The 21,491-nt window shown below is 74.1% G+C and carries 20 protein-coding genes; 10 read left to right on the forward strand and 10 right to left on the reverse strand.

Annotation, left to right across the window (positions count from 1 at the left end; all coding sequences use genetic code 11):
• Window positions 1–2 precede the first annotated feature (2 nt).
• The 7 genes from OG994_RS10885 to OG994_RS10915 form a co-directional block, all read right to left on the reverse strand.
• Complete coding sequence (locus OG994_RS10885; RefSeq protein ID WP_328853073.1) at window positions 3–1,295, reverse strand: ABC transporter substrate-binding protein; 1,293 nt, start codon at window positions 1,293–1,295, stop codon at window positions 3–5.
• A gap of 33 nt (window positions 1,296–1,328) precedes the next feature.
• Window positions 1,329–2,168, reverse strand: coding sequence for a carbohydrate ABC transporter permease (locus tag OG994_RS10890; RefSeq protein WP_120330871.1), 840 nt, complete (start codon window positions 2,166–2,168; stop codon window positions 1,329–1,331).
• Window position 2,169: 1 nt separating this feature from the next.
• On the reverse strand, window positions 2,170–3,102 hold the full coding sequence (locus OG994_RS10895; RefSeq protein WP_120330872.1) for a carbohydrate ABC transporter permease: 933 nt from the start codon (window positions 3,100–3,102) through the stop codon (window positions 2,170–2,172).
• Complete coding sequence (locus OG994_RS10900; RefSeq protein WP_328853074.1) at window positions 3,099–4,292, reverse strand: LacI family DNA-binding transcriptional regulator; 1,194 nt, start codon at window positions 4,290–4,292, stop codon at window positions 3,099–3,101. The genes OG994_RS10895 and OG994_RS10900 overlap by 4 nt, the downstream gene beginning before the upstream one ends.
• A 170-nt stretch (window positions 4,293–4,462) precedes the next feature.
• Window positions 4,463–5,188: a hypothetical protein gene (locus OG994_RS10905; RefSeq protein WP_328853075.1), complete on the reverse strand. Its 726-nt coding sequence runs from the start codon at window positions 5,186–5,188 to the stop codon at window positions 4,463–4,465.
• A 156-nt stretch (window positions 5,189–5,344) separates the two neighbouring features.
• Complete coding sequence (locus OG994_RS10910; RefSeq protein WP_328853076.1) at window positions 5,345–6,619, reverse strand: snapalysin family zinc-dependent metalloprotease; 1,275 nt, start codon at window positions 6,617–6,619, stop codon at window positions 5,345–5,347.
• Window positions 6,620–6,739: 120 nt separating this feature from the next.
• Window positions 6,740–7,723: an ArsR/SmtB family transcription factor gene (locus OG994_RS10915; RefSeq protein ID WP_328853077.1), complete on the reverse strand. Its 984-nt coding sequence runs from the start codon at window positions 7,721–7,723 to the stop codon at window positions 6,740–6,742.
• Window positions 7,724–7,798: 75 nt separating this feature from the next.
• Here OG994_RS10915 and OG994_RS10920 point away from each other — a divergent pair, with 75 nt between their 5' ends.
• Window positions 7,799–9,055 carry an MFS transporter gene (locus OG994_RS10920; RefSeq protein ID WP_120330876.1) on the forward strand — a complete coding sequence of 419 codons (1,257 nt, stop codon included), beginning with the start codon at window positions 7,799–7,801 and terminating at the stop codon, window positions 9,053–9,055.
• 164 nt (window positions 9,056–9,219) lie between these two features.
• Window positions 9,220–9,984, forward strand: a complete 765-nt coding sequence (locus OG994_RS10925) for a VOC family protein (protein ID WP_328853078.1) — start codon at window positions 9,220–9,222, stop codon at window positions 9,982–9,984.
• A 20-nt stretch (window positions 9,985–10,004) separates the two neighbouring features.
• On the opposite strand, the gene OG994_RS10930 is transcribed toward OG994_RS10925, so the two are convergent.
• The 3 genes from OG994_RS10930 to OG994_RS10940 form a co-directional block, all read right to left on the reverse strand.
• Entirely contained in the window at window positions 10,005–11,825 is a 1,821-nt protein-coding gene (locus OG994_RS10930; RefSeq protein WP_328853079.1) for a bifunctional metallophosphatase/5'-nucleotidase, read from the reverse strand.
• A gap of 173 nt (window positions 11,826–11,998) precedes the next feature.
• Window positions 11,999–12,670 carry a LysE family translocator gene (locus tag OG994_RS10935; protein WP_328853080.1) on the reverse strand — a complete coding sequence of 224 codons (672 nt, stop codon included), beginning with the start codon at window positions 12,668–12,670 and terminating at the stop codon, window positions 11,999–12,001.
• A complete protein-coding gene (locus OG994_RS10940) occupies window positions 12,667–13,413 on the reverse strand; it encodes a phosphodiesterase (protein WP_328853081.1) in 747 nt (248 codons plus the stop codon). Before OG994_RS10940 ends, OG994_RS10935 begins: the two co-directional genes overlap by 4 nt.
• 95 nt (window positions 13,414–13,508) lie before the next feature.
• Here OG994_RS10940 and OG994_RS10945 point away from each other — a divergent pair, with 95 nt between their 5' ends.
• The 8 genes from OG994_RS10945 (at window position 13,509) to fmdA (ending at window position 21,480) form a co-directional block, all read left to right on the forward strand.
• Complete coding sequence (locus tag OG994_RS10945; RefSeq protein ID WP_328853082.1) at window positions 13,509–14,111, forward strand: CGNR zinc finger domain-containing protein; 603 nt, start codon at window positions 13,509–13,511, stop codon at window positions 14,109–14,111.
• A gap of 138 nt (window positions 14,112–14,249) precedes the next feature.
• Window positions 14,250–14,828: an AMIN-like domain-containing (lipo)protein gene (locus OG994_RS10950; RefSeq protein ID WP_328853083.1), complete on the forward strand. Its 579-nt coding sequence runs from the start codon at window positions 14,250–14,252 to the stop codon at window positions 14,826–14,828.
• A gap of 95 nt (window positions 14,829–14,923) precedes the next feature.
• Window positions 14,924–15,604, forward strand: a complete 681-nt coding sequence (locus OG994_RS10955) for a response regulator transcription factor (RefSeq protein ID WP_120330881.1) — start codon at window positions 14,924–14,926, stop codon at window positions 15,602–15,604.
• A 10-nt stretch (window positions 15,605–15,614) separates the two neighbouring features.
• Complete coding sequence (locus OG994_RS10960) at window positions 15,615–17,117, forward strand: HAMP domain-containing sensor histidine kinase (RefSeq protein WP_328853084.1); 1,503 nt, start codon at window positions 15,615–15,617, stop codon at window positions 17,115–17,117.
• Window positions 17,114–18,022: a Gmad2 immunoglobulin-like domain-containing protein gene (locus OG994_RS10965; RefSeq protein ID WP_328853085.1), complete on the forward strand. Its 909-nt coding sequence runs from the start codon at window positions 17,114–17,116 to the stop codon at window positions 18,020–18,022. The genes OG994_RS10960 and OG994_RS10965 overlap by 4 nt, the downstream gene beginning before the upstream one ends.
• Before the next feature lie 189 nt (window positions 18,023–18,211).
• The gene (locus OG994_RS10970; protein ID WP_328853086.1) at window positions 18,212–19,699 is read left to right on the forward strand and encodes a DHA2 family efflux MFS transporter permease subunit; all 1,488 of its coding nucleotides are present in this window, start codon (window positions 18,212–18,214) and stop codon (window positions 19,697–19,699) included.
• A gap of 155 nt (window positions 19,700–19,854) precedes the next feature.
• A complete protein-coding gene (locus OG994_RS10975; RefSeq protein ID WP_120330884.1) occupies window positions 19,855–20,139 on the forward strand; it encodes an FmdB family zinc ribbon protein in 285 nt (94 codons plus the stop codon).
• 87 nt (window positions 20,140–20,226) lie between these two features.
• Window positions 20,227–21,480, forward strand: coding sequence for a formamidase (fmdA, locus tag OG994_RS10980; RefSeq protein WP_120330885.1), 1,254 nt, complete (start codon window positions 20,227–20,229; stop codon window positions 21,478–21,480).
• Window positions 21,481–21,491 lie beyond the last annotated feature (11 nt).

Consider the following 21,491-nt stretch of genomic DNA (forward strand, 5'->3'; position numbering starts at 1 on the left):
CCTTACCTCAGAACCTGCTTGCCACCGTCGACCAGCTGCGTGGCGAGCTGGTCCAGGGTGATCTTGTTGGCGAAGTACTGCTGGAGGGCCGGGGTGGCGTACTTGGTCTTCCACTCGGGGTAGCCGTCGGCCATCTGGAACGGGGCGACCGTCAGGTCCGCGGCGCTGTCCGCGGCGACGTCCCAGCCCTGCTTGCCGCCGGTGAGCTTGACCAGCTCCTCGTTGGCCTGCTTGCCGGTGGGCACCAGCCAGTCACCCTTGGCCAGGGCGGCCATGTTGGTGGGGTTGAGGAAGTACTCCAGGAACTGCGCGGCCTGCTTCTTGTGCTTCGAGTCCTCGGCGATGGACAGCGTCTGCGGGTTGGCCGCCTGCTTGGTGGACAGGCCCTTGACGGGCGGCAGCGTGACCCACTCGAAGCCCTCCGGCGCCTGCTCGACCATCTGCTGGCGCAGCGACACCGAGCCGGGCAGCATCGCGTACTTGCCGCCGAAGAAGCCGGGCAGGGTGTCCGCACCGCTCATGCCGAGCGCCTCCGGCGAGGCGGACTTCGTCGTGTAGATCATGTCGTGGATGCGCTTCGGGACCTCCTTCTCGGCGTCGCCGATGCGGACCTCGGTGCGCCCGCCGTCGGTGTAGAAGAACTTCCCGTCGAAGTTGAGCGCCAGGTTCAGCACGCGGTTCGTCGGCGACTTCAGCGCCCACGCCACGCCGTACTGGCCGGGCTTGGTGAGCTTCTGCGCGTTGGCCTGGAACTCGTCCCAGGTCCAGCCGCCGTCGGCCGGCGGCACCGCGATGCCGGCGGCGTCGAGCAGCTTCTTGTTGGCGATGACGACCTGCGACTCCAGCAGGAACGGCACCCCGGCGACCTTGTCGTCGAACGTGACCGTGTCCCAGACGCCCTGGTCGATCTGGCCCTTCAGGTCGTCGGAGATCAGGTCGGACAGGTCGGCCAGGTAGCCCTGCTTGCTGAACTCGCCGATCGCCGACGCCTCGTAGTGCACGATGTCGGGGGCGTCGCCGCCCTCGAACGAGGTGACGAGCTGGTCGTGGATCGAGTTCCAGTCGCCCTGGACGTACTCGACCTGGATGTCCGGGTGCTCGGCGTTCCACTTGGCGACCAGGTCCTTGTTGGCCTGCAGCGACTCCTTCTGCCAGGCGAGGCTGAGGAAGCGCAGCTTGACCGGACCGGATGTGGCCTCGTCGTCGCCGCCGTCACCGCAGGCGGCGAGCGCGCCGAGGCCGACGACCGCGACCGCGGTGGCCGCGGCGAGTCGACGGAATCGGGTACGGAGCATGGGGGATTACCTCCTTGGTGGTGGGGGGATGGTTCAGCCCTTGACCGCGCCGGCGAGCGACCCGGACGAGAGCCGGCGTTGCATGAACGCGAAGAAGATGAGACTGGGCAGGGTGGCCAGTAGCGAGCCGGCCGCGAGGGGCCCGAGACGGGCGGTGCCCTCGATGCCGACGAACCGGGCCAGGGCGACCGGCAGGGTCGCCAGCTCCGGCGTCTTGACCAGCACCAGCGCGAAGAAGAACTCGTTCCAGGCCGAGATGAAGGAGAACAGCGCGGTCGCCACGATGCCGGGCGCGAGCAGCGGGAAGACCACCCGGCGCAGCACCTGGAGCCGGGTCGCGCCGTCGACGCTGGCCGCCTCCTCCAGCTCGCGGGGGATGTTGCGGACGAACCCCTGGAGCATCCACAGCGCGAACGGCAGCGCCCAGACCACGTAGATGAGCACGAGCCCGGCGTGGGTGTTGGCCAGGCCGACCTGCCGCAGGATCAGGAAGATCGGGATGATCAGCAGCACGAACGGGAACAGCTGCGACAGCAGCACCCAGCCCAGCGCCGCGGTGCCGAGCTTCGAGCGGAACCGCGCGAGCGCGTACGACGCCGGCATGGCGACCAGGACGGTGAGCACCGCGGAGGCCAGCGACACCTGGAGGCTGTTGAGCGCCGCGCGGCCCAGCTCCTGCTCGGTGAAGGCCTGGACGAAGTTCTGCGTGGTGGGGTTCGTCGGGATGAGGCTCGGGTGCAGCTGCACCAGCTCCCGCGGGGGCTTGAACGCCGTCGAGAGGAGCCAGACCAGCGGGAACCCGAGGAAGATCAGGTAGCCGGCGAGGGCCAGGTACTGCAGCGTCCGCCCGACGCGGCTGGTTTTCCCGAACATCTCAGTTTGCCTCCCTCATCCGGCGGCGGAGATAGACGGCCAGCAGCGCCACGATGATCACGACCATGACGTTGCCGAGTGCGGCGGCGTAGCCGTAGTTGCCGTAGCGGAACGCCTCCTCGTAGGCGAACAGCATCGGCAGCATGGTCTTGCCGCCCGGACCGCCGGCGGTGAGCACGTAGACCAGGCCGAACGAGTTGAAGTTCCAGATGAAGTCCAGCGAGGTGATCGCGACGATGACCGGGGTCAGGGCGGGCAGCGTCACGTGCCGGAACCGGTGCCAGGCGCTGGCGCCGTCCACCGCGGCCGCCTCGTGCAGCTCGCGGGCCACCCCCTGCAGGCCGGCGAGCAGGACGACGGTCGTCTGGGGCATGCCGGCCCAGACACCGACGATGATCACCGCGGGCAGGGCGGTGCTGAAGTCGCCGAGCCAGTTCGTCCGCAGACCGTCGGCCCCGATCCGGTGGAAGAACTCGTTGAGCAGACCGGCGTCCGGGTGGTAGACGAGCTTCCAGAGGATGCCGACCACGACGGGCGGCATGGCCCAGGGCACCACGGCCAGCACCCGCGCCACCCCACGGAACCGCAGCTGTTGGTTGAGCAGCAGGGCCAGCCCGAGGGCGAGCAGGAACTGCAGCACGGTCACCCCGAGGGCCCAGAGCAGACCGATCTTGAACGAGTTCCAGAACAGTCCGTCGCCGAGGAGTTCCCGGTAGTTCTCCAGGCCGGTGAAGCTGACGTCGACGTTGCGCCCGGCCCGGGCGTCGGTGAAGCCGAGGTAGATGCCGCGCAGCAGCGGGAAGACCGACAACACCAGGATGGGCAGCAGCGACGGCAGCAGCAGCAGGTAGATGGCGGTGCGGTCGGATCGGCGGTTCGGGCGGCGGGACCGCCCGGCCCGTGTGACGTCCGGCCGTTCGGCCAGCGTGGTCATGAGCTCGCCCCTTCGCTGGACGGGTGGGAGGGCGGGGTGCCGACCGGCCCGGAGGCGGGGTCGGCGGGCGGTCCGGCCGGTGGCGCGGGGTCCGTGGTGACGGCCGACGCCGCGCCGGTGGACGGTCCGGAGAACGGGTCGCCGGCCGGCCGCGGCGACGGCAGCGGCGCGCCGCTGGAGGCGCGGACGACGAGGCTCGGGGGCACCTGCTCGCGCCGCGGCGGTAGGGCGGGATCGGCGATGCGTTGCAGGAGCAGCTCGGCGGCCCGGCGACCGCGCTCGGCGGAGCCGAGCGAGACGCTGGACAGCTGCGGGAACATCATCCGGGCCAGTTCGGTGTCGTCCATGCCGACCAGCGCGACGTCCTCGGGCACCCGGCGCCCGGCGGCCAGCAGGGCGTGCAGCGCGCCGACGGCGATGAGGTCGTTGGCGCAGAGCAGCGCGTCGGGACGGGCCCGGGCGAGGAGCCGTTCGGTGGCGGCGCGGCCGGCCGCGTACTGGAAGTCGCCCACCTCGACCAGGTCCTCGTCGAGGTCGATGCCGTGCCGGGCCAGCGCGGCACGGAACCCCGCGTCGCGCACCGCGCCGGGAACGGTGTCGAGCGGGCCGTTGACGAAGCCGATCCGACGGCGGCCGGTGGCGACGAGGTGCTCGACGGCCAGCGCGACGCCCTGCCGGGAGTCGGTCCGTACGTTGTCCACCGGCGCGTCGGCGCCCAGCTGGCCGACGACCACCACGGGCACCGGGCTGTCCACGAGCGCGGCGAGGTGGTCGTCGGTGACCCGGATCGGCGAGATGATCATCCCGTCGACGTAGCGGTTCGCGAGCCGCCGCAGCAGCGCCGTCTCGTTGTCGATGCGCCCGCCGGTGGCATGCACGAGAAGTTGGCGCCCGGAGTCGGCGACCACCGCCTCGATCGCCCGCATCATCGCCACGTAGACCGGGTTGCCGATGTCCTCGACGGCGAGCGCCACCAGGCCGGTGCGCTGGGACTGGAGGGAGCGGGCGATCGCGTTCGGCACGTACCCCACCTCCGCCGCCGCCGCGCGCACCTTGCGGATCGTCTCCGGGCTGCCGCCGACGCCGTTGAGGACGCGGGAGGCGGACGCGATGGAGACGCCGGCGCGGGCGGCGACGGTGTGCACCGTGGGCCGGCCGTCCGCCGACTCCGGTAAACGTTTACGACCCACGCCCGGCACCTCCACCCGATTGCTGTAAACGTTTCCGGGGAGTCTGCGCCGCGCCCTGTGGAGAGGTCAAGGGCCCGTTACGAAAACGTTTCCAACCGGGGTCGGCGGCCCCCGACGCGCGGCAGCGTCGACCACCGCGGCTCGCCGTCGGGGCCGCGTCCGAGCCGGGCTCAGGAGCGGCGCTCGCGCTCCTGGGCGAGGCGTTCGTCGAGGCGGCCCAGCTCGTAGATCGCGTTCAGGTTGGTCGGCAGCCGGGTGACGTTCCCGGTCGTCTCGTCGGGACCGGGCGGCACCGGCCCCACGCCGGCCCCGGTCGCGGCCGGCACCGGAGCCGGCGGCGCCGGACGCCGCCGCAGGAACAGGGCGACGGCCAGCCCCACCACACCGACCCCGAGCACCATGACGGCCCATCGCAGGAACGGGTCGGACCCGACGACGGTGGGCACACCCAGGTTCTCCGACGTCGAAGGCGCCGGGCCTCCGTCGCCACCCGGCGGCGCCGCCGTCACGGCCGCCGGCTCGCCGGGGCCGCCTCCCGGCATTCCCCGGCCGGGCCCGCCGGCCGGGAGGCCGTTCGGTCCGGCGCTCGGCACGCCGGTCGGCACGGCGGTCGGCACGGCGGTCGGCGTACCCGACGGCGCGACGCCGGGGGGCACGGAGCCGGAGGGTACGACGGGACCGGGCGTGGGCACCGACGTGGCGGACGGGGTGGGCGTCGGCGGCGCGGTGGTCGGTGTACCACTCGGCGCGCCGCCGCCCGCGCCCAGCAGGCCGTCGACGAGGTCCCCGAGGCCACCGAGCAGGCCGCCCACCGGCCCGCTGGACTGTGGTGGCGGTGACGGCGTCGGCGCGGGCGTCAACGCGAGGGTCAGTGCGAGCGCGGCCACGACAGGCATGGTTCACCTCGGAAGGGGTCGATATGCGAGGCACGCTACCGCACGCTGCGCCCGCGCGGTGTGACCCCCCGCAGTCGTCGCCGGTCGCGCCGACCCCGTACACGGCGGCGCGGGGGATGCCGCCACATCCCCCGCGCCGGGCTCGTGTGCGTCCGGTCAGGACGGCAGACCCCCGACCTGGGTGTTGATCCAGGACCGGATGGCCGGCAGGTCGCCGTAGATGGACGGTCCGGTCGCACAGGTCGAGTTGTTGTTGCCGGCGCGGCTGGTGGCCCCGATCAGGTTCCACACGCCGTTGACCCGCCGCACCTGCGGGCCACCGGAGTCGCCGTAGCAGGCGCCGGAGTTGCCGTTCGTGTTGTTGGTGCAGATCTCGTACGGGCCGTTGATGCCCAGGCACCGGCTGTCCGAGACGATGGAGGTGTCCAGTTCGTACGCCACCGTGGGCGCCGAGCCGCAGCCGCGCGTCGGGCACGTCTGCCCCCACCCGATGATCCGGGTGGCCGTGCCGACGGCGCCCGAGGTGCTCGGGATCGGCGCCGGCGCGTGGCTCACCGAACTGGCCAGTTGCAGCAGCTTCACGTCGATGGTCGGGTGGTTGACGGCCCGGGTCACGCCGACCACCGTCCCACCGCTGGTGCGGTTGGTGCTGCCCACCCGCACCGACGAGGGGGTCGGGCAGTGCTTGGCGGTGACCGCCCAGTTCGCCTTGATCAGCGAGCCGGTGCAGCCGGACAGGTACACGAGGAACGAGTAGTTCTCGCTGGCCGGCCGGCCACCGACCACGAGCGGGCTCACGTCCGCGTCGCCGCTCCAGGTGTACGTGCCGACCGCCTCCGCCGCGGCGAGGCCGCCGGCGAAGAGCTGGTTGACGCGGCTCGCCTCGGTCGCGTTCGGGTACGCGTTGGTGCAGGACACCGGGGCGCTGCTGCCCGACATGAGGTCCGCGCAGAGGCCGGTGCGGCGGTCCGGCAGGCCGAGGATGTGCCCGAACTCGTGGGCGGCGATGCGGGTGCGGTGGTACCCCTGGTTCACGGCGGTGCGGCCCATCCAGATCCGGCCGGAGCCGAGGCCGGTGACCTGGGCGCGCGGCCAGCCGTCGTCGACGTAGATGGTGATGCTGGCCGGGGTGCCCGGCACGAGCCGGACGTTGCTGACCCGGCTGTTCCAGATCTGCGCGGCCTGGTCGAAGTTGGTGCGGAACTCGCCGGTGCGGCTCGCGTCGTAGTAGACGGTCCGCGCGGCGGAGGCTCCCGCACCCGTGGCGACCTGAAGGCCGGCCGCCGCGAGGACGGCCGCCAGCGCGGTCACCGCCGTCCGCAGCAGTTGTCGTCGGAACATCACGCACTCCCCTGGTCCTCCGGCGGCGACACCGCCACCGAGACATTGATGTACGTGGATGTTAGATCGACGCCCGGCGATGTCGGTCATAACGGATCCGTCATACCGGGCCCCGACCACGCCGGGAACCGGCGGGTCACGCCACGCCGGGAACCGACGGGGCAGGCGCGCCGGGAACCGGGGGGTCAGGGCGCGGCGAGAACGGGCGGGTCAGGGTGCGGCGGCGCCGGCGGCGGCCACCAGGGCCTCCCCCGCGGTCGTCCGCGCGTACAGCACGAAGCGACCGGCCCGGTGCGTGCCGGCCAGACCGGCGTCGCGCAGCGCCCCGAGATGCGCCGACACCGTGGCCGGCGCCAGCCCGCACCGCTCGGCCAGCTCCGTGGTGGATGTGGGCACGGCCAGTTCGTGCAGCAGGGCCGCCCGGGTGCGCCCCAGCACGCGGGCCAGCCCCCGCCCGGGCGGCAGCGGATCCCGCTCCCAGAGCGTCCCCACCGCCCGGGCCGGATACCGCAGGACCGGCTGCCCGGGCGAGCCGAAGTTGGACCACACGCGGGGGCCACAGAAGACCGAGGGCACCAGCAACAGGCCCCGACCGTCCAGCCGCACCGCGCCGGAGACCACCAGATGCTCGACGTGCAGGGTGTCGCCCTCCAGCCGGACGTACGGGTCGAGGTGGTTGAGCAGCCCGTTCACGCCGTCGGTCGCCATCCGCCGCGCGCCGAGCAGCACCTCCCGTTCCAGCAGCGTCCGCATCCGGGGCCAGTACGGCGCGATCACGGCGTCCCCGTACGCCCGGACGACCTCGGCCAGCCGGCGCAGGCCGGCGGGCGGATCGTCGTACAACTCGGCCACCCGCGGCGAGCGCGGCCCGGGCTGGGCGTCCAGGTCGGCGCGGACGGCGTCGGCCGGCGCGGCGGCCAGGGCGGCCAGCTCCACGTCGAGTGTCGGCTGTGAGGTGGACGGGGGCGGGCAGACGAAGCTGGGGACGACGCCGCTGTCCGGCGGGAACAGCTCGGCCAGCAGCCGCCAGTCCAGTCCCGCCAGCCGTGCCCGCGCCCGCTCCGCCCAGGGCAGGTGTTCCGGGAAGCGGTGCGGTCGCGTGACGACCCGGACGCTGGCCACGACCTCCCACAGCGGCGACACCGCGAACCGGGTGGTGGCCAGGTCCCGGGCGTCGAGCCCGACCAGCATCATGGCTACTCCTTCGGTGGATTCGGCGAGGGTCGAATCTATCGCCCCGCGACCGGCGCGGCCGGCACCGTGACCGGCATGACCATCGCCACCCCGACGGCCGCGGGCCGGGCGCCGACCCGATGGCCGCGCTCCTTCCGGCTGCTCTACACCGCCGCCGTCGCCCACGACGTCGGCTTCCACGTCGGACAGCTCGCCGTGCCCGTGCTCGCCGTCTCCCTGCTCTCCGCCGGCCCCGCCCAGGTGGGCCTGCTCGGCGCGCTGAGCACCGCCGCGTTCCTGCTGGTCGGCCTGCCCGCCGGGGTCTGGGTCGACCGGTGGCCCCGCCGCAGCGTGCTGGTCGCCGCGGACCTGCTCCGGGCGGTCCTGGTCGCCTCGGTGCCGGTGGCGTGGTGGGCCGGCTGGCTGAGCATCCACCAGCTCTACGTCGTCGTCTTCCTGACCGGGCTGGGCACCGTCTTCGCCGACGTGGCGGCGCAGAGCTACCTGCCGGAGCTCGTCGGCCGGGACCGGCTGGTGGCGGCGAACTCGCTGCTCGTGACGACCAGCGGCACGCTGCAGATCGCCGGCCGGGGCGTCGGCGGGCTGCTGGTGCAGCTGCTCACGGCACCGGCGGCGATCGTGCTGGACGCGGTGGGTTACGCGGTCGCGGCCGCGGCCGTCGGCCGCATCCCCGCCGGCGGGCCACGCTCCGGCCCTACCCGGGAGCCCGGCGGGTTCGCCCGCCAGCTCGGCGCCGGCGTCCGGCACGTCCTCGGCAGCCCGCTGCTGCGGCCGCTCGCCGCCTCCACGGCGAGCATCAACCTCACGATGCAGCTCACCACCACGATGCTGCCGGTGGTGTTCCTCCGCGAGCTGGGCCTCGGCGCGGCCGCCCTCGGTCTCTTCCTCGGGGTCGGCGGGGTGGGCAGCCTGCTCGGCGCCCTGACCGCCCGGCGGCTCGCCGGCCGGATCGGGCACGGCCGGGCGCTCTGGCTGCCCGGCCTGCTCGTCGCACCGCTCGGACTGCTCGTCGCGCTGGTCGACACCGGGCCGATGCTGTGGCTCGCCGGCCTCGGGTGGCTGGCGCTGGCCTGGCGGACCGGCATCGGCAACGTCATCGGGGTCAGCCTGCGCCAGGCCGCCACCCCCGACGCGCTGCTCGGCCGGATGAACGCCACCTTCCGGTTCCTGCTCACCGGGGCGCTCACCGTGGGCGCGGCGATCGCCGGCCTGCTCTCCCAGTTCACCGACGTACGGACGTCGCTGCTGGTCGGCGCCGTCGCCAACGGGCTGACCTGGCTTCCGGTCTTCCTGTCGCCGCTGCGCGCGCTGCGCCGGCCGCCCGGCGCGTGACCGGGTGCCGCCTTCGTGGCTCCCGGGCCACCCGGTCGGTGGTGCGTCCGGACGACGGTTGCGCTGCCGATTCGCCCGATCCGCCCCGTACGGGCGCGAACGGTGCCACGATGCCGGCAGGGCGTGCCGGCGACGGCCGGAGCCGAGGGAGCGAAGCCGGAGCCATGACAGACATCCCCGCGGGAGCACCCGCCTGGGTCGACCTGGTCACCACCGACCTTCCCGGCGCGGCGGGCTTCTACGCGCCCTTGTTCGGCTGGGCCGTCGCCGAGGCGGACCGGCAACCCCCGGCCGACGGTCACCTCGTCTTCCACCAGCAGGGCAGACCGGTGGCCGGCGCCGGGCGGGGAGCTGGCCCGCACGGGCCCGCCTGGGTGCCCTACCTGGCGGCCGACGACGCCGAGGAGACCTGCCGGCGGGTGACCGCCGCCGGAGGCCGGGTCCTGACCGAGCCCGTCGACGTCCCCGGTTCCCGGCGGACGGCGCTCGTCGCCGACCCGGCCGGGGCGCCGTTCGGGGTGTGGCAGTCGCTCGGCATGCCGGGTGCCGAGGTGTTCGACGTACCCGGCTCGCTGACCTGGGCCGAGTTGACCACGCGGGAGTGGGACCGGGCCAAGGAGTTCTACGGGTCGGTGTTCGGCTGGACGGCGGACGACCAGCCGATGGGCCCGATCACCTACACCACCTGGCAGCGGGAGGGTCGCCCCGTCGCCGGGATGATGCCCATGATCGGCGAAGACTGGGGTGATCTCCCGTCGCACTGGATGGTCTACTTCGCGGTCACCGACACCGACAGCGTCGCCGCCGAGGCGCTGCGGCTGGGTGCGACCCTCGCCGTCCAGCCGACGGACCTGACGCGGGGTCGGTTCGCGGTGCTCACCGATCCCCAGGGCGCGTTCTTCTCGATACTCGGGACCACTCCGCCCTGACCGCACCCGGGGCGAGCGCGTTACGGCTTGGCCCGGATCCGGTCGAGCGCTGGCGGGGCGAGCGGCGCGTGCGCGCGCAGGTAGCCGGCCAGCGCGTCGGGGCCGGAGTAGGCCGTCCGGTGCTGGTGGTGGGCGTCGAGCAGGGCGCTGAACCCGGGGACGGCGTACCGGGTCACGAAGTCCTTGGACAGCGTCGCGACGCGGTAGGTGGCGTTGGGCTTGAGCGGCTTGCCGTCGATGCGGACCTGCCCGAAGTCGACGCGGTCGCCGACGGGCGCCGTGGGGTCGTAGCGGTAGCTCACGTTGCTCGAGACCGCCAGCGGCCGGAAGGTGACCGAGCCGTCGGCGGCCTGCTGCCACTGGCTCTCCAGCAGCTGGTCGAGCCCGCGGCCGGTCAGCTCACCGCTCGTGAGTGCCGCGCCGAAGCCGCCGCTCTCGTGGATCACGCCGACCATCAGCTCTCCGAACAGCACCCGGCCGGGAGCGTCGGCGGCGTTGCCGGCGGTCGGCGCGTAGGTGACGTCGCGCAGCAGGGTGTTCGGCATCACGATCCCGACGTCGGCACCACCGTCCTGCTGCGCCGCCCAGCGGAACGCGTCGGCGGTGGCGTTACCCAGGGTCGACTCCTCCGCGTCGGCGGACGTGCGGGCGAGGTCGCCGGCGATGTCCACGACGGGCTCGTTCCGGCGCTGCTGTGCGCGGTCGCGCCAGTACTGGGCCATCCTGAGGACCTCGGGGTCCGGAGTCACGGTACGGGTGTTGGCGTGATTGGTGGAGGTGGTCCGATCGCGCAGGACATCGCCGGTCTCGGGGTCCAACTGCAGGTTGATCTCGCTGATGAGGCGGCCGTGGTTGGCGGCCTCGACGACCGGGCGGGGGTTGCCTGCCGGGTCGGGCAGCAGGCAGTTGGCGAGGGCGTGCCAGTGCCCGGTGACGATGGCGTCGACGGCGGGTGAGATCTGCTTGTTCATCTCGACCATCGGCCCGGAGGGGTTCGTGCAGTCGTTGTAGAAGTCACCGACCTGCGCGAATCCCTCGTGCACGACGGCGACGATCGACTGCACGCCCTGGGCCTGGAGCTCGGCGGCGTACCGGTTGATCTCCGCCGCCTCCGGCAGGAAGCGCAGCTGGTCGGCCGGCCAGTACGAGAGTCCCTCGTTGGGCGTGCCGCTCGTGGTCGCGTGGATGAAGCCCACGGGGAGCGTTCCGCCGTGCCCGTCGTCGACCCGCTCGACGTGGTACGGCGTCACGACCAGCTCGCCGGTCGCGCCGTCGACGACGTTCGCGGAGTAGTAGTCGAAGTCGGCTCCGGCGAACCGCTCGCCGGTGGAGTCGGTGAAGCAGAGGTCGCCGTCGGGGCGGCCCTCGCACGTGCCGTCCATCATGTGGCGCAGGTAGTCGAGGTTGCGGTCCAGCTCGTGGTTTCCGATGGTCGAGAACCGCACACCGATGTGGTTGAGGTACTCGATCGTGGGCTCGTTCCAGAAGTACGCGGTCTCGCTGGGCCAGCCGGAGAAGTCGTCGCCCGCCGAGAACAGGATCGAGTTCGCCTCGGGCAGGGCGGCCTGGTCGCGGAGACGGTCCAGGTGGGCCGCCAGGTAGGCGCCGCCGCCAACGGTCTGCGTCGCCTCACCGGCGTGAGCGCCCGGCACGGTGGTGGTGTAGTCACCGAAGTAGCCGTGGAGGTCGGTGATCGACAGCAACTGCACCCGGACCGGGTTCGCGTCGGCGGCGGTGGCGTCCGCCCTGGCGGCGGGCGACGCCGCAGTCAGGACGAGGCCCGCGGCGGTCGCGGTGACCAGTCGATGCCAGCGAGGGCGCGTGGTCCGGGCGTTGGACATCGTGCTACGGCTCCTTCGAGGTAGGCGGCCGCGGCGGACTCGCATGCCCACGTCCGGGCACCAGGCTGAGGTAGGCGGCCGTCGTGAGTGTCCTGTCCGGATCCGAACACGGGGTGACGTACGCGCCACGGGAGCCGGAACTTCTGTTCCGGCCTCGCCGTGCCCGACCCGCCTCAGGCCACCGCGCTGCGCACGCCGAGGCCGACCAGGACCGCGCCGGTCAGCCGGTCCAGCAGGCGGCGGACGGCGGCCGTCCGCAGCAGGGTGGCGGCGGCGCCGGAGAGGACCGTCCACCCCGCCAGCCAGACGGTGTGCAGCGCGGCGTGCCCGGTGGCGAGGAGCAGCATCGGCGCCAGCACCGGCCGGTCCGGGGTGAGGAACTGCGGCGCGAGCGTGAGGTAGACGGCGGCGGCCTTGGGGTTCAGCACGTTGCCGAGCAGCCCCTGGAGGTAGGGGTGGTGCCCCCGCCACGGCAACCGGGGCAGGCGGCGCCGCTCCACCCGGGACGCCGTGACGTCGCGCGGGTCGCCCGGGCGTCCGCGGCCGGGACGCCGGGCCGCGGACCACAGCAGCCACAGCCCGAGTCCCACGAGGTACGCGACGCCGAGCAGCTTGACCGTCCAGAACGCCCGCGAGGAGGCGAGCACGAGCGCGGCGAGCCCCAGCGCGGCCAGTGTGGCGTGGACGTAGAGCCCGGTCACCGTCCCGAGGATGACCCACCAGCCCTGCCGCCGCCCCCCGGCGGCGACCCGCGAGACGACGAGGGTCAGGCTCGCGCCGGGCGTCGTGGTGATCGGCGCGACGGCGACGAGGAACCCGAGCAGCGCGGCACCGTGCACGCTCACACCACCACCCGGTAGTGGGTCGTGAGCAGCCCCGTGTCGTCGTACACGTGGAAGGCCACGCCGGGGGGCTGTGCCTGGGTGGTCAGCGTCCCCTCCCCCTCCCACGGCATCCGCAGCGTCGAGACGACGCCGGGCGCGATGCGCAGTGGACGGCCGGCGAACGTGCTCGCCGCGGGGGTGTGGAAGTGCCCGGTCAGCACGGCGACGACCTGCGGGTGCGCGGCCACCAGCTCGGCCAGGGGCTCGGCGGGAAGGAGCCGGGTCGGGTCGATGACGGGGTGGTGCAGCGCGACGGGCGGGTGGTGGAAGGCGACGAACGTGGGTGTGTCGCCTGGTACGGAGGCCAGCTCGGCGGCGAGCCAGTCGAGCGTCTCCTGGTCGAGGTGGCCGTCGTCCTCTCCGGGGACCGTGGAGTCGGCGAGCAGGAAGACCGCGCCGGCCACGTCGTGCCGGGCGTTGATCGGCCCGGTCGCGCCGGAGTCGTCGCCGAGCAAGCCCTTGCGGTACGCGGGACGCACGTCGTGGTTGCCGGGGCAGACCAGGACCGGGGTCGGGGAGGCGAGGAGCCTCGCGGCGGTCTCGTACTCCGCCACCTCGCCGTGGTCGGCGACGTCGCCGGTCACGAGGATCGCGTCGACCGGTCGGGGCAGGCCGTTCAGGTGGTCCATCACCCGGGCGGTCCGCTCGGCGGAGCGCGGGTGGCTGTCGATGTGGGTGTCGCTGAGGTGGGCGATGACCAGCACGGCCGCTCCCTAATGGTTGTTGGCGCTTCAAGCATTAGGCACGGTACAGTTGATCTCGACGGCGACGCAAGCCGGTCCTGGAGGGAGGAGTTCGCATGGCCCAGCACCTCGCGCTGGCCCTGGCCGGCACGATCCGGCACGACGGCGACGGCGGGGTCGCCGACGACCTCGACGACGTCGCCGGGCTGTCCGCCTGGCTCCGGGAGCAGGCCACGTCCCTGCGGCCGTACGCCGGCGACCTCGACGGCCTCGACGCCGCCGACGAGAGCCTGCGGCGGGACGTCGTGGCGCTGCGTCGCGCGGTGCGCACCCTCTTCGCGGAGGCGGTGCGCCCCGGCCCGCCCAGCCGGGCCGACTCCGCGTCCCTGCTGTCTCCCCGGGAGGCCGTCGACCGGCTCAACCGGGCCGCCGCGGCGGTGCCGGTCTGCCCGGTGCTGGCCTGGGAGCCCGACGCCGCGCCGACGCTCACCTGGCGGACCGACGTGAGCGACGCGCGGCTGCGACTCGTCGCCGGGCTCGCCCGCGCCGCCGTCGAGTTCCTCGCCGGCCCCGACCGCGAGCGGCTGCGCGCCTGCCACGCGCCCCGCTGCGTGCGCTACTTCGTCAAGGAGCACCCGCGACAGGAGTGGTGCAAGCCGTCCTGCGGCAACCGCGCCCGCGTCGCCCGGCACTACCAGCGCCACGCCGCCGGGCGCTGACCGCGCTCCCCCGACACCGCCGTAACCCTGCTGTTACGGCGCGGCGAAGCTGCCGTGGCCGTGCCGCCCGACCGTCGAGGTCGACGCCGGCGACGACGCCGGCGGGTGACCACCCGGGACGGGCGAGGGGAGACGACGATGAGGACGAGAAGCACACTGGCCGCGCTGGCCGTGCTGGTCACCGGTCTGGTGGCGGGCACGGCGGGCGTCGGCACGGCGGCCACCGACCGGGCGGCCGCCGCCGCACCGTACTGCGGGATCACCTGGGGCAGCGGCACGAAGGCGGCCGGCACGCTCAGCACCGACCCGCTGGTCGAGGTGCGCACCGGCCGGCACGACTGCTACGACCGGGTGGTGTTCGAGTTCGCCGGCCCGGCGAACGGCTACACGGTCGAGTACGGCGAGACCTGGACCGAGGGCGAGGGCCGGCCGCTGTCGCCGTACACCGCCGGGGGTGCGCTGCTGCGGGTCTCCCTCCGCGCGCCCGCGTACGACGCGGAACGCGCGGCCACGGTGCCGTACCGCGTGGGCGAGCACGCGGCCACCGTGCTGCGCTACCGGACACTGCGCGACGTGGTGTTCGGCGGCAGCTTCGAGGGCTACACGACGTTCGCGGTCGGGGTGCGGGCGCGGCTGCCGTTCCGGGCGTTCGTCCTCGACGGTCCCGGCGCCCACAGCCGCATCGTGGTCGACGTGGCCCACCAGTGGCAGGAGTGAACCGCACGGACGAGGGCCCGGCGCCACCCGGGCCCCCGTCACCGTCCGTTGCGCCAGGGTCGCCCGCGGTCGCGCGGGCCTACGCTGGTGGCGTCATGGACGGCCGCGTGCTGGTGGTCGAGGACGATGCCTCCATCCGGGAGGTCAGCGCCCTCGGACTGCGCCGGGCCGGGTTCCGGGTGACCACCGCCGTCGACGGCCGGGAGGCGCTCGCGGTCTGGCGCGCGCGACCGGTCGACCTCATCGTGCTCGACGTGATGCTGCCCGGCCTCGACGGCCTGCAGGTGTGCCGGGAGGTCCGCCGCAGCAGCGCGGTGCCGATCCTCATGCTCACCGCCCGCACCGACACCATCGACGTCGTCGTCGGCCTGGAGTGCGGCGCCGACGACTACCTGCGCAAGCCGTTCGACCTGCCGGAGCTGGTGGCCCGGGTGCGGGCGGTGCTGCGGCGGGCCACCGCGCCGGCCGAGCCGGGCGTCCTGACCGTCGGCGGGTTGGAGATCGACCCGGGCAGCTTCGTGGTCCGCAAGGCCGGACGGGAGCTGCCGCTGACCACCACCGAGTTCCGGCTGCTGCTGGAGCTGGCCCGTCGCCCCGGTCAGGTCTTCACCCGCGAGCTGCTGCTCGACCGGGTGTGGAACCACAGCTATCTCGGCGACTCGCGGCTCGTCGACGTGGCCGTGCAACGGCTGCGCGCCAAGATCGAGGACGACCCCGCCCACCCGCGCCTCGTCCGCACCGTACGCGGCGCCGGCTACAAGCTCACGGCGACGTGAGCGTGCCGCGATGGCCGCGAACCGCGTGCCCCCGGGCCGGCTCCGGCGCCGGCTGACCGTCGCGTTCGTGCTCGTCGCCGGCGTCTCCGCCGGGTCCCTCGCGGGCGGGTCGTACCTGCTGCTGCGGCAGGCACGGCTGGACGCCTCCGTGCAGCAGGCCGCCGCGGACGCCCGCTACCAGCTCGTGCTCGCCGGGCAGTTCCGGCCGCTGACCGAGCAGCGCCGCGCGGAGCTGCTGCGCAGCTTCGAGGGCAGCGGCCGCCACGTGCTGCTCGCCGCCGACGGGGACGTGCAGGCCTCGAACGCCTCGTTCGCGCCGCTGCCCGGGCCGGCGTTGCGGGCCACGGTGGCCGCCGGCGAGCTGGGGTACGAGCGTTCCGCTCCCTCGGCCCGGCCACGGCTGCTCCTGGTCGGCGGCCGGATACCGGGCTCCGACGGCGAGCTCTACGTGGTCACCTCCGAGGAGGACCTGCACCGCGGCCTCGACCAGCTCCGTACGGCGTTGCTGGCCGGCTGGGGGCTCGTCGTGCTCGTCGCCGCGGCGGTCGGGCACGGCCTGGCCCGGCGCACCCTCGAACCGGTCGGGCGAGCCAGCCGGGCCGCCCGGGCGGTCGCCGAGGGGTTGCTCGCCACCCGCCTGCCGGTGCACGGCCGCGACGAGTTCAGCGACTGGGCGGCGTCCTTCAACGGCATGGCCGAGGCGTTGGAGGCCAAGATCGAGGCGCTCTCGCGGGCCCAGGCGCGGGAGCGGCGGTTCACCGCCGACGTCGCGCACGAGCTGCGTACGCCCGTGACCGCCCTCGTGGCGGCGGCCTCGCTGCTGCGCGAGCACACCGACCGGCTCCCGGGCGACGCCCGGCGGGTGGCCGAACTGCTGGTGGCCGACGTGATCCGGCTGCGCCGCCTCGTCGAGGACCTCATGGAGATCTCCCGGCTCGACGCCGGGCAGGAGCCGCTCGCCCCGCGCCCGGTCGATCCCCTGGCCCTGCTGGACGCCCTGGTCGCCGCGCGCGGTTGGCGGGACCGCGTCACCGTCGCCGGGACGGCCACCCCCGTGCGCACCGATCCGCGCCGGCTGGAGCGGGTGCTCGCCAACCTCGTGGGCAACGCCGTCGAGCACGGCGGCGGCGAGGTCCGGGCGACGGTGGTGCGCGACGCCGGCCGGGTGCTCGTCGACGTGGCCGACCGCGGGCCGGGCATCGCCCCGGAGCACCTGCCGCGCCTCTTCGACCGCTTCTACAAGGTCGACCCGGCGCGTTCCGGGCCGGGCAGCGGCCTGGGGCTGGCGATCGCGCAGGAGAACACCCGGCTGCTCGGCGGCCACCTGACGGTGCACAGCGCGCCCGGCGTCGGCACCCGGTTCCGGCTCGCGCTGCCGGTGTCCGGCCCGCCCGACGCCACGCCGGCCCCGGCCGACGCCGCCGCGGCACCGACCACCCACGCCGGACCGGACGACGCCGCCGCGGCACCGGCCCGCCACGCCGGACCGGCCGACCGCCAGGAGGCGCCGTGAGACGTCCGCTGGTCGCGCTGCTGGTCGCCGGGGTGCTGGTGGGCTGCGCGCCGCCCCGCTCCGGGTCGCTGGGCCCCGCCCCCACCGCGGCGCCGGAGACGGCCACACCCGGCGCGACGCCGCCCGCCCCGGCGCCGGTGACGCCGGCCACCGGGGAACCGGCCACATCCGGCCCGCGCTCCCCGCGTCCCGCCCCACCGCCGGTGACCGACGCCCCGACGACGGCCGGCGCCGTGACGGTCGAGCTGTGGTTCGTCCGCGACGGGCGGCTGGTGCCGACCCGGCGTACCCGGCCGAGCACCCTGGCCACCTCCCGGCTGGCCCTCACCGAGCTGGCCGCCGGACCGACCGTCGGGGAGGCGGCCACCGGGATGACCACGCTGCTGCCGGCCGGCACCGAACCGCTCGGGGTGTCCGGGGGCGTCGCGACCGTCCGGCTCGCCGCGGTGGGGGGCGACCCGCGCACCGACCGCCTACGCCGGGGCCAGGTCGTCTGGACGCTCACCCAGTTCCCCACCGTCCGCCGGGTGCGATTCGACCCGCCGGTGGCCGCCGCCGACGCGCCGGTGGGGCGGGCGGACTACGCCGACCTGCTGCCGCCGATCGTGGTCACGGGGCCCACCGTCGGGCAGCGGGTCACCAGCCCGCTCACCGTCACCGGCACCGCCGACGTGTTCGAGGCGACCGTCAGCCTGCGGGTGCTCGACGCGGGCGGTCGGGAGATCGCCACGGCGTTCACCACCGCGAGTTGCGGCAGCGGCTGCCGGGGCGACTACCGTGCCGTGGTCACCTGGCGGGCCGCCCGCGAACAGGCCGGCACCGTCGAGGTGTACGAGGTGTCCGCGAACGACGGCAGCCGCGTGAACGTCGTCCGCGTGCCCGTGCGGCTCGCACCCGCCCGGTGACCACCCGGCGTGGCCCGACCGGGGGCGGATGCCGCAAGCCGCTGCGCGGACCGGATCGCGCCCACTAGCGTCGGACGTGAACGTCGTTCGCGGGGGGCGGGGCAGGCGAAAGACGGCACCCGGACGTGGGCCGGGCGCGACCGTCCCGTCGCGCCGAGCCGGATCCTCGTCCGCACGGAGGGCCTCGCCATGCCCGGAACACCCTCGACCACCGCCGACGTGCCCGGCGCCGGGACGCAGGGCGGGCACCCGCGCCGCTGGGCCGTGCTCGCGGTCATCGCGGTCGCGCAGCTCATGGTGGTGCTGGACGCCACCATCGTGAACATCGCGCTCCCCCACGCCCAGGCCGACCTGGGCATCAGCGACGCCGACCGGCAGTGGGTGGTGACCGCGTACACGCTGACGTTCGGCGGGCTGCTGCTGCTCGGCGGCCGGATCGCCGACTACTGGGGACGCAAGCGCGCCTTCCTGGTCGGCATGGTCGGCTTCGCGCTCGCCTCCGCCGTGGGCGGCCTGGCCACCAACGGCGCGCTGCTCTTCGGCGCCCGCGCGTTGCAGGGCGTCTTCGGCGCGCTGCTCGCCCCGGCCTCGCTGGCGCTGCTCACGGTGCTGTTCACCGAGACGCGGGAGCGGGCGAAGGCGTTCGCCGTGTACGGCGCGATCGCCGGCGGCGGCTCCGCCGTGGGCCTGCTCCTCGGCGGGGTGCTCACCGAGTACACGAGCTGGCGCTGGTGCCTGCTGGTCAACATCCCGATCGCCGCGTTCGCGCTGCTCCTGGCGCTCCCGCTGGTGCCGGAGAGCCGGGCGCACGGCGACACCCGCTACGACGTGCCGGGCGCGCTGGTCGTCACCCTGGGCCTGGTGAGCCTCGTGTACGGGTTCACGCGGGCCGCCGAGGACGGCTGGGACGCCGCCGGGACGCTCGCGTTCATCGCCGCCGGCGTGGCGTTGCTCGCGGCGTTCGTCGTCATCGAGCTGCGCTCCAGCCACCCGCTGCTGCCGATGCGGATCCTGCTCGACCGCAACCGGGGCGGCGCGTACCTCGCCTCCACGCTGATCGGCGCCGGCCTCTTCGGGGCGTTCCTCTTCCTGACCTTCTACTTCCAGGTGGTGCTCCGGTACACGCCGCTGGAGGCGGGGCTCGCGTCGCTGCCGGTCACCGCCGGGGTGCTCATCGCCGCGGGCGCGGCCAGCCAGCTCCTGCCCCGGGTCGGTGCCAAGCCCCTGATGCTCGCCGGCGCGGTGCTCGCCGCGGCGGGCATGGTGGCGCTCACCCAGGTGGACGTGGACACCTCGTTCGCCGCCCACCTGCTGCCCGCCCAGGTCGTCCTCGGCATGGGGCTCGGCTTCACGTTCGTGCCGCTGTCCAGCCTCGCCCTGTACGGCGTCCCGGAGCACGACGCGGGCGCGGCCAGCGCCACCCTCAACGCCACCCAGCAGGTCGGGGGCTCCCTCGGCACGGCCCTGCTCAACACCATGTACACGAGCGCGGTCACCGGGTACCTGGCGACCCGGGTGCCGGATCCGGGCACCCAGGTGCGGGCGCTGGTGCACGGCTACTCGGTGGCGTTCGCCTGGGGCACCGGGCTGATCCTGCTCTCGGGCCTGACCACCCTGCTGCTGATCCGCGTACGCCGGCAGGACGTGCCCACCGGCGCGCCGGCGCACCTGGGCTGACCGCGCCGGCCGCACCGCGTCACCCGATCGGGCGGCCACGGGGACCACCTCGGACGTTGGCCAGCGGACCGCCCGGATGCGCACGATCCTTGACCTGTCCGGCGCGGCCCCGGTGTCCGCCCGGCCACGACGACGGCGCACGTGAGGAGGGCGACGTGGCGACGTACGACTACCGGTGCCCGAACGACGGCGACGTCGAGGCGCGGTTCCCGCTCGGCGAGGCACCACCGACGCTGCCCTGCCCGGCCTGCGGCGGCGCGGCCGGCCGGGTCTGGTCGGCGCCGCGGCTGACCCGCACGCCCCGCGCGCTCCGGACGGCGCTGGACCGGGCCGCGGCGAGCGCGGAGACGCCCCAGGTGGTGACCCGCGTACCGGGACGGCGACCGGCCACCCCGAGGGCCTCTGCCCACCCGGCCCACTCCCGGCTCCCGCGCCTGTGACACGACCGGCGGCGCCGATCCCGCGCTGTGCCGCCGCCAGACGACAGACCACCACCGTGGCGGACGGTGGGAACGGAAGGACGGCACATGCCCGAGGTCATCTTCCCTCTCGACTCGACGAAGAAGTTCAGGGATCAGGAGAAGATCGGACACAACCGGTGGCACCCGGACATCCCGCCGGTGGCCACGGTCAAGCCGGGAGCGACGTTCCGCGTGCACTGCCGGGAGTGGTTCGACGGCGAGATCCACAACGACGACTCGGCGGACGACGTCCGCGACGCCCCGCTGTCCATCGTGCACGCGCTCAGCGGCCCGTTCGCCGTGCAGGGCGCCGAACCGGGTGACCTGCTGCTGGTCGACATCCTCGACGTCGGCCCGATCCCGCAGGAGGACTCCGGCCCGCTCGCCGGCCAGGGCTGGGGGTACACGGGGATCTTCGCCAAGCAGAACGGCGGCGGGTTCCTGACCGACCAGTTCCCCGACGCGTACAAGGCGATCTGGGACTTCAGCGGGCAGCGGGCCACCTCGCGGCACATCCCGGGCGTCTCCTTCACCGGCATGATCCACCCCGGCCTGATGGGCACCGCCCCGTCGGCCGACCTGCTGGACAGGTGGAACCGGCGGGAGCGGACGCTCGCGGAGACCGACCCCGACCGGGTGCCGCCACTGGCGCTGCCCCCGTTGCCGCAGGACGCGATCCTCGGTTCGTTGACCGGCTCCGCGTACGAGGCCGCCGCGGCCGTCGCGGCGCGGACCGCGCCACCCCGGGAGAACGGCGGCAACCAGGACATCAAGAACCTCACCAAGGGATCCCGCGTCTTCTATCCGGTGTACGTGCCGGGCGGCAACCTCTCCGTCGGCGACCTGCACTTCTCCCAGGGCGACGGGGAGATCACGTTCTGCGGCGCCATCGAGATGGGCGGCTTCGTCGACCTGCACGTCGACCTCATCAAGGACGGGATGCGCACGTACGGGGTCTCCGAGAACGCGATCTTCCTGCCGGGCAACACCAACCCCCAGTACTGTCAGTGGCTCGCCTTCTCCGGGATCTCGGTGACCCTCGACGGGGAGCAGCGCTACCTGGACTCGCAGCTGGCGTTCCAGCGGGCCTGCCTGCACGCCATCGACTACCTCACCACGTTCGGCTACAGCCCCGAGCAGGCGTACCTGCTCCTGGGGGCCGCGCCGATCGAGGGACGCTTCTCGGGCGTGGTGGACATCCCGAACTCCTGCGCGACCATCTACATCCCCACCGAGATCTTCGACTTCGACGTCCGGCCCTCGGCCAGCGGGCCCACGAAGATCAAGCAGAAGGTGACCGCACCGAAGTCGACCTTCTGAGGATGTGCCGG

Source organism: Micromonospora globbae (assembly GCF_036184225.1).
Lineage (GTDB): Bacteria > Actinomycetota > Actinomycetes > Mycobacteriales > Micromonosporaceae > Micromonospora > Micromonospora globbae.

Bases quoted from the DNA above. Each gene is read 5' to 3' on its own strand.
- OG994_RS10885 (WP_328853073.1), bottom strand. From the start codon at position 1,295: ATGCTCCGTACCCGATTCCGTCGACTCGCCGCGGCCACCGCGGTCGCG.
- OG994_RS10890 (WP_120330871.1), bottom strand. From the start codon at position 2,168: ATGTTCGGGAAAACCAGCCGCGTCGGGCGGACGCTGCAGTACCTGGCC.
- OG994_RS10895 (WP_120330872.1), bottom strand. From the start codon at position 3,102: ATGACCACGCTGGCCGAACGGCCGGACGTCACACGGGCCGGGCGGTCC.
- OG994_RS10905 (WP_328853075.1), bottom strand. From the start codon at position 5,188: ATGCCTGTCGTGGCCGCGCTCGCACTGACCCTCGCGTTGACGCCCGCG.
- OG994_RS10910 (WP_328853076.1), bottom strand. From the start codon at position 6,619: ATGACCGACATCGCCGGGCGTCGATCTAACATCCACGTACATCAATGT.
- OG994_RS10915 (WP_328853077.1), bottom strand. From the start codon at position 7,723: ATGATGCTGGTCGGGCTCGACGCCCGGGACCTGGCCACCACCCGGTTC.
- OG994_RS10920 (WP_120330876.1), top strand. From the start codon at position 7,799: ATGACCATCGCCACCCCGACGGCCGCGGGCCGGGCGCCGACCCGATGG.
- OG994_RS10925 (WP_328853078.1), top strand. From the start codon at position 9,220: ATGACAGACATCCCCGCGGGAGCACCCGCCTGGGTCGACCTGGTCACC.
- OG994_RS10930 (WP_328853079.1), bottom strand. From the start codon at position 11,825: ATGTCCAACGCCCGGACCACGCGCCCTCGCTGGCATCGACTGGTCACC.
- OG994_RS10945 (WP_328853082.1), top strand. From the start codon at position 13,509: ATGGCCCAGCACCTCGCGCTGGCCCTGGCCGGCACGATCCGGCACGAC.
- OG994_RS10950 (WP_328853083.1), top strand. From the start codon at position 14,250: ATGAGGACGAGAAGCACACTGGCCGCGCTGGCCGTGCTGGTCACCGGT.
- OG994_RS10955 (WP_120330881.1), top strand. From the start codon at position 14,924: ATGGACGGCCGCGTGCTGGTGGTCGAGGACGATGCCTCCATCCGGGAG.
- OG994_RS10960 (WP_328853084.1), top strand. From the start codon at position 15,615: ATGGCCGCGAACCGCGTGCCCCCGGGCCGGCTCCGGCGCCGGCTGACC.
- OG994_RS10970 (WP_328853086.1), top strand. From the start codon at position 18,212: ATGCCCGGAACACCCTCGACCACCGCCGACGTGCCCGGCGCCGGGACG.
- fmdA (WP_120330885.1), top strand. From the start codon at position 20,227: ATGCCCGAGGTCATCTTCCCTCTCGACTCGACGAAGAAGTTCAGGGAT.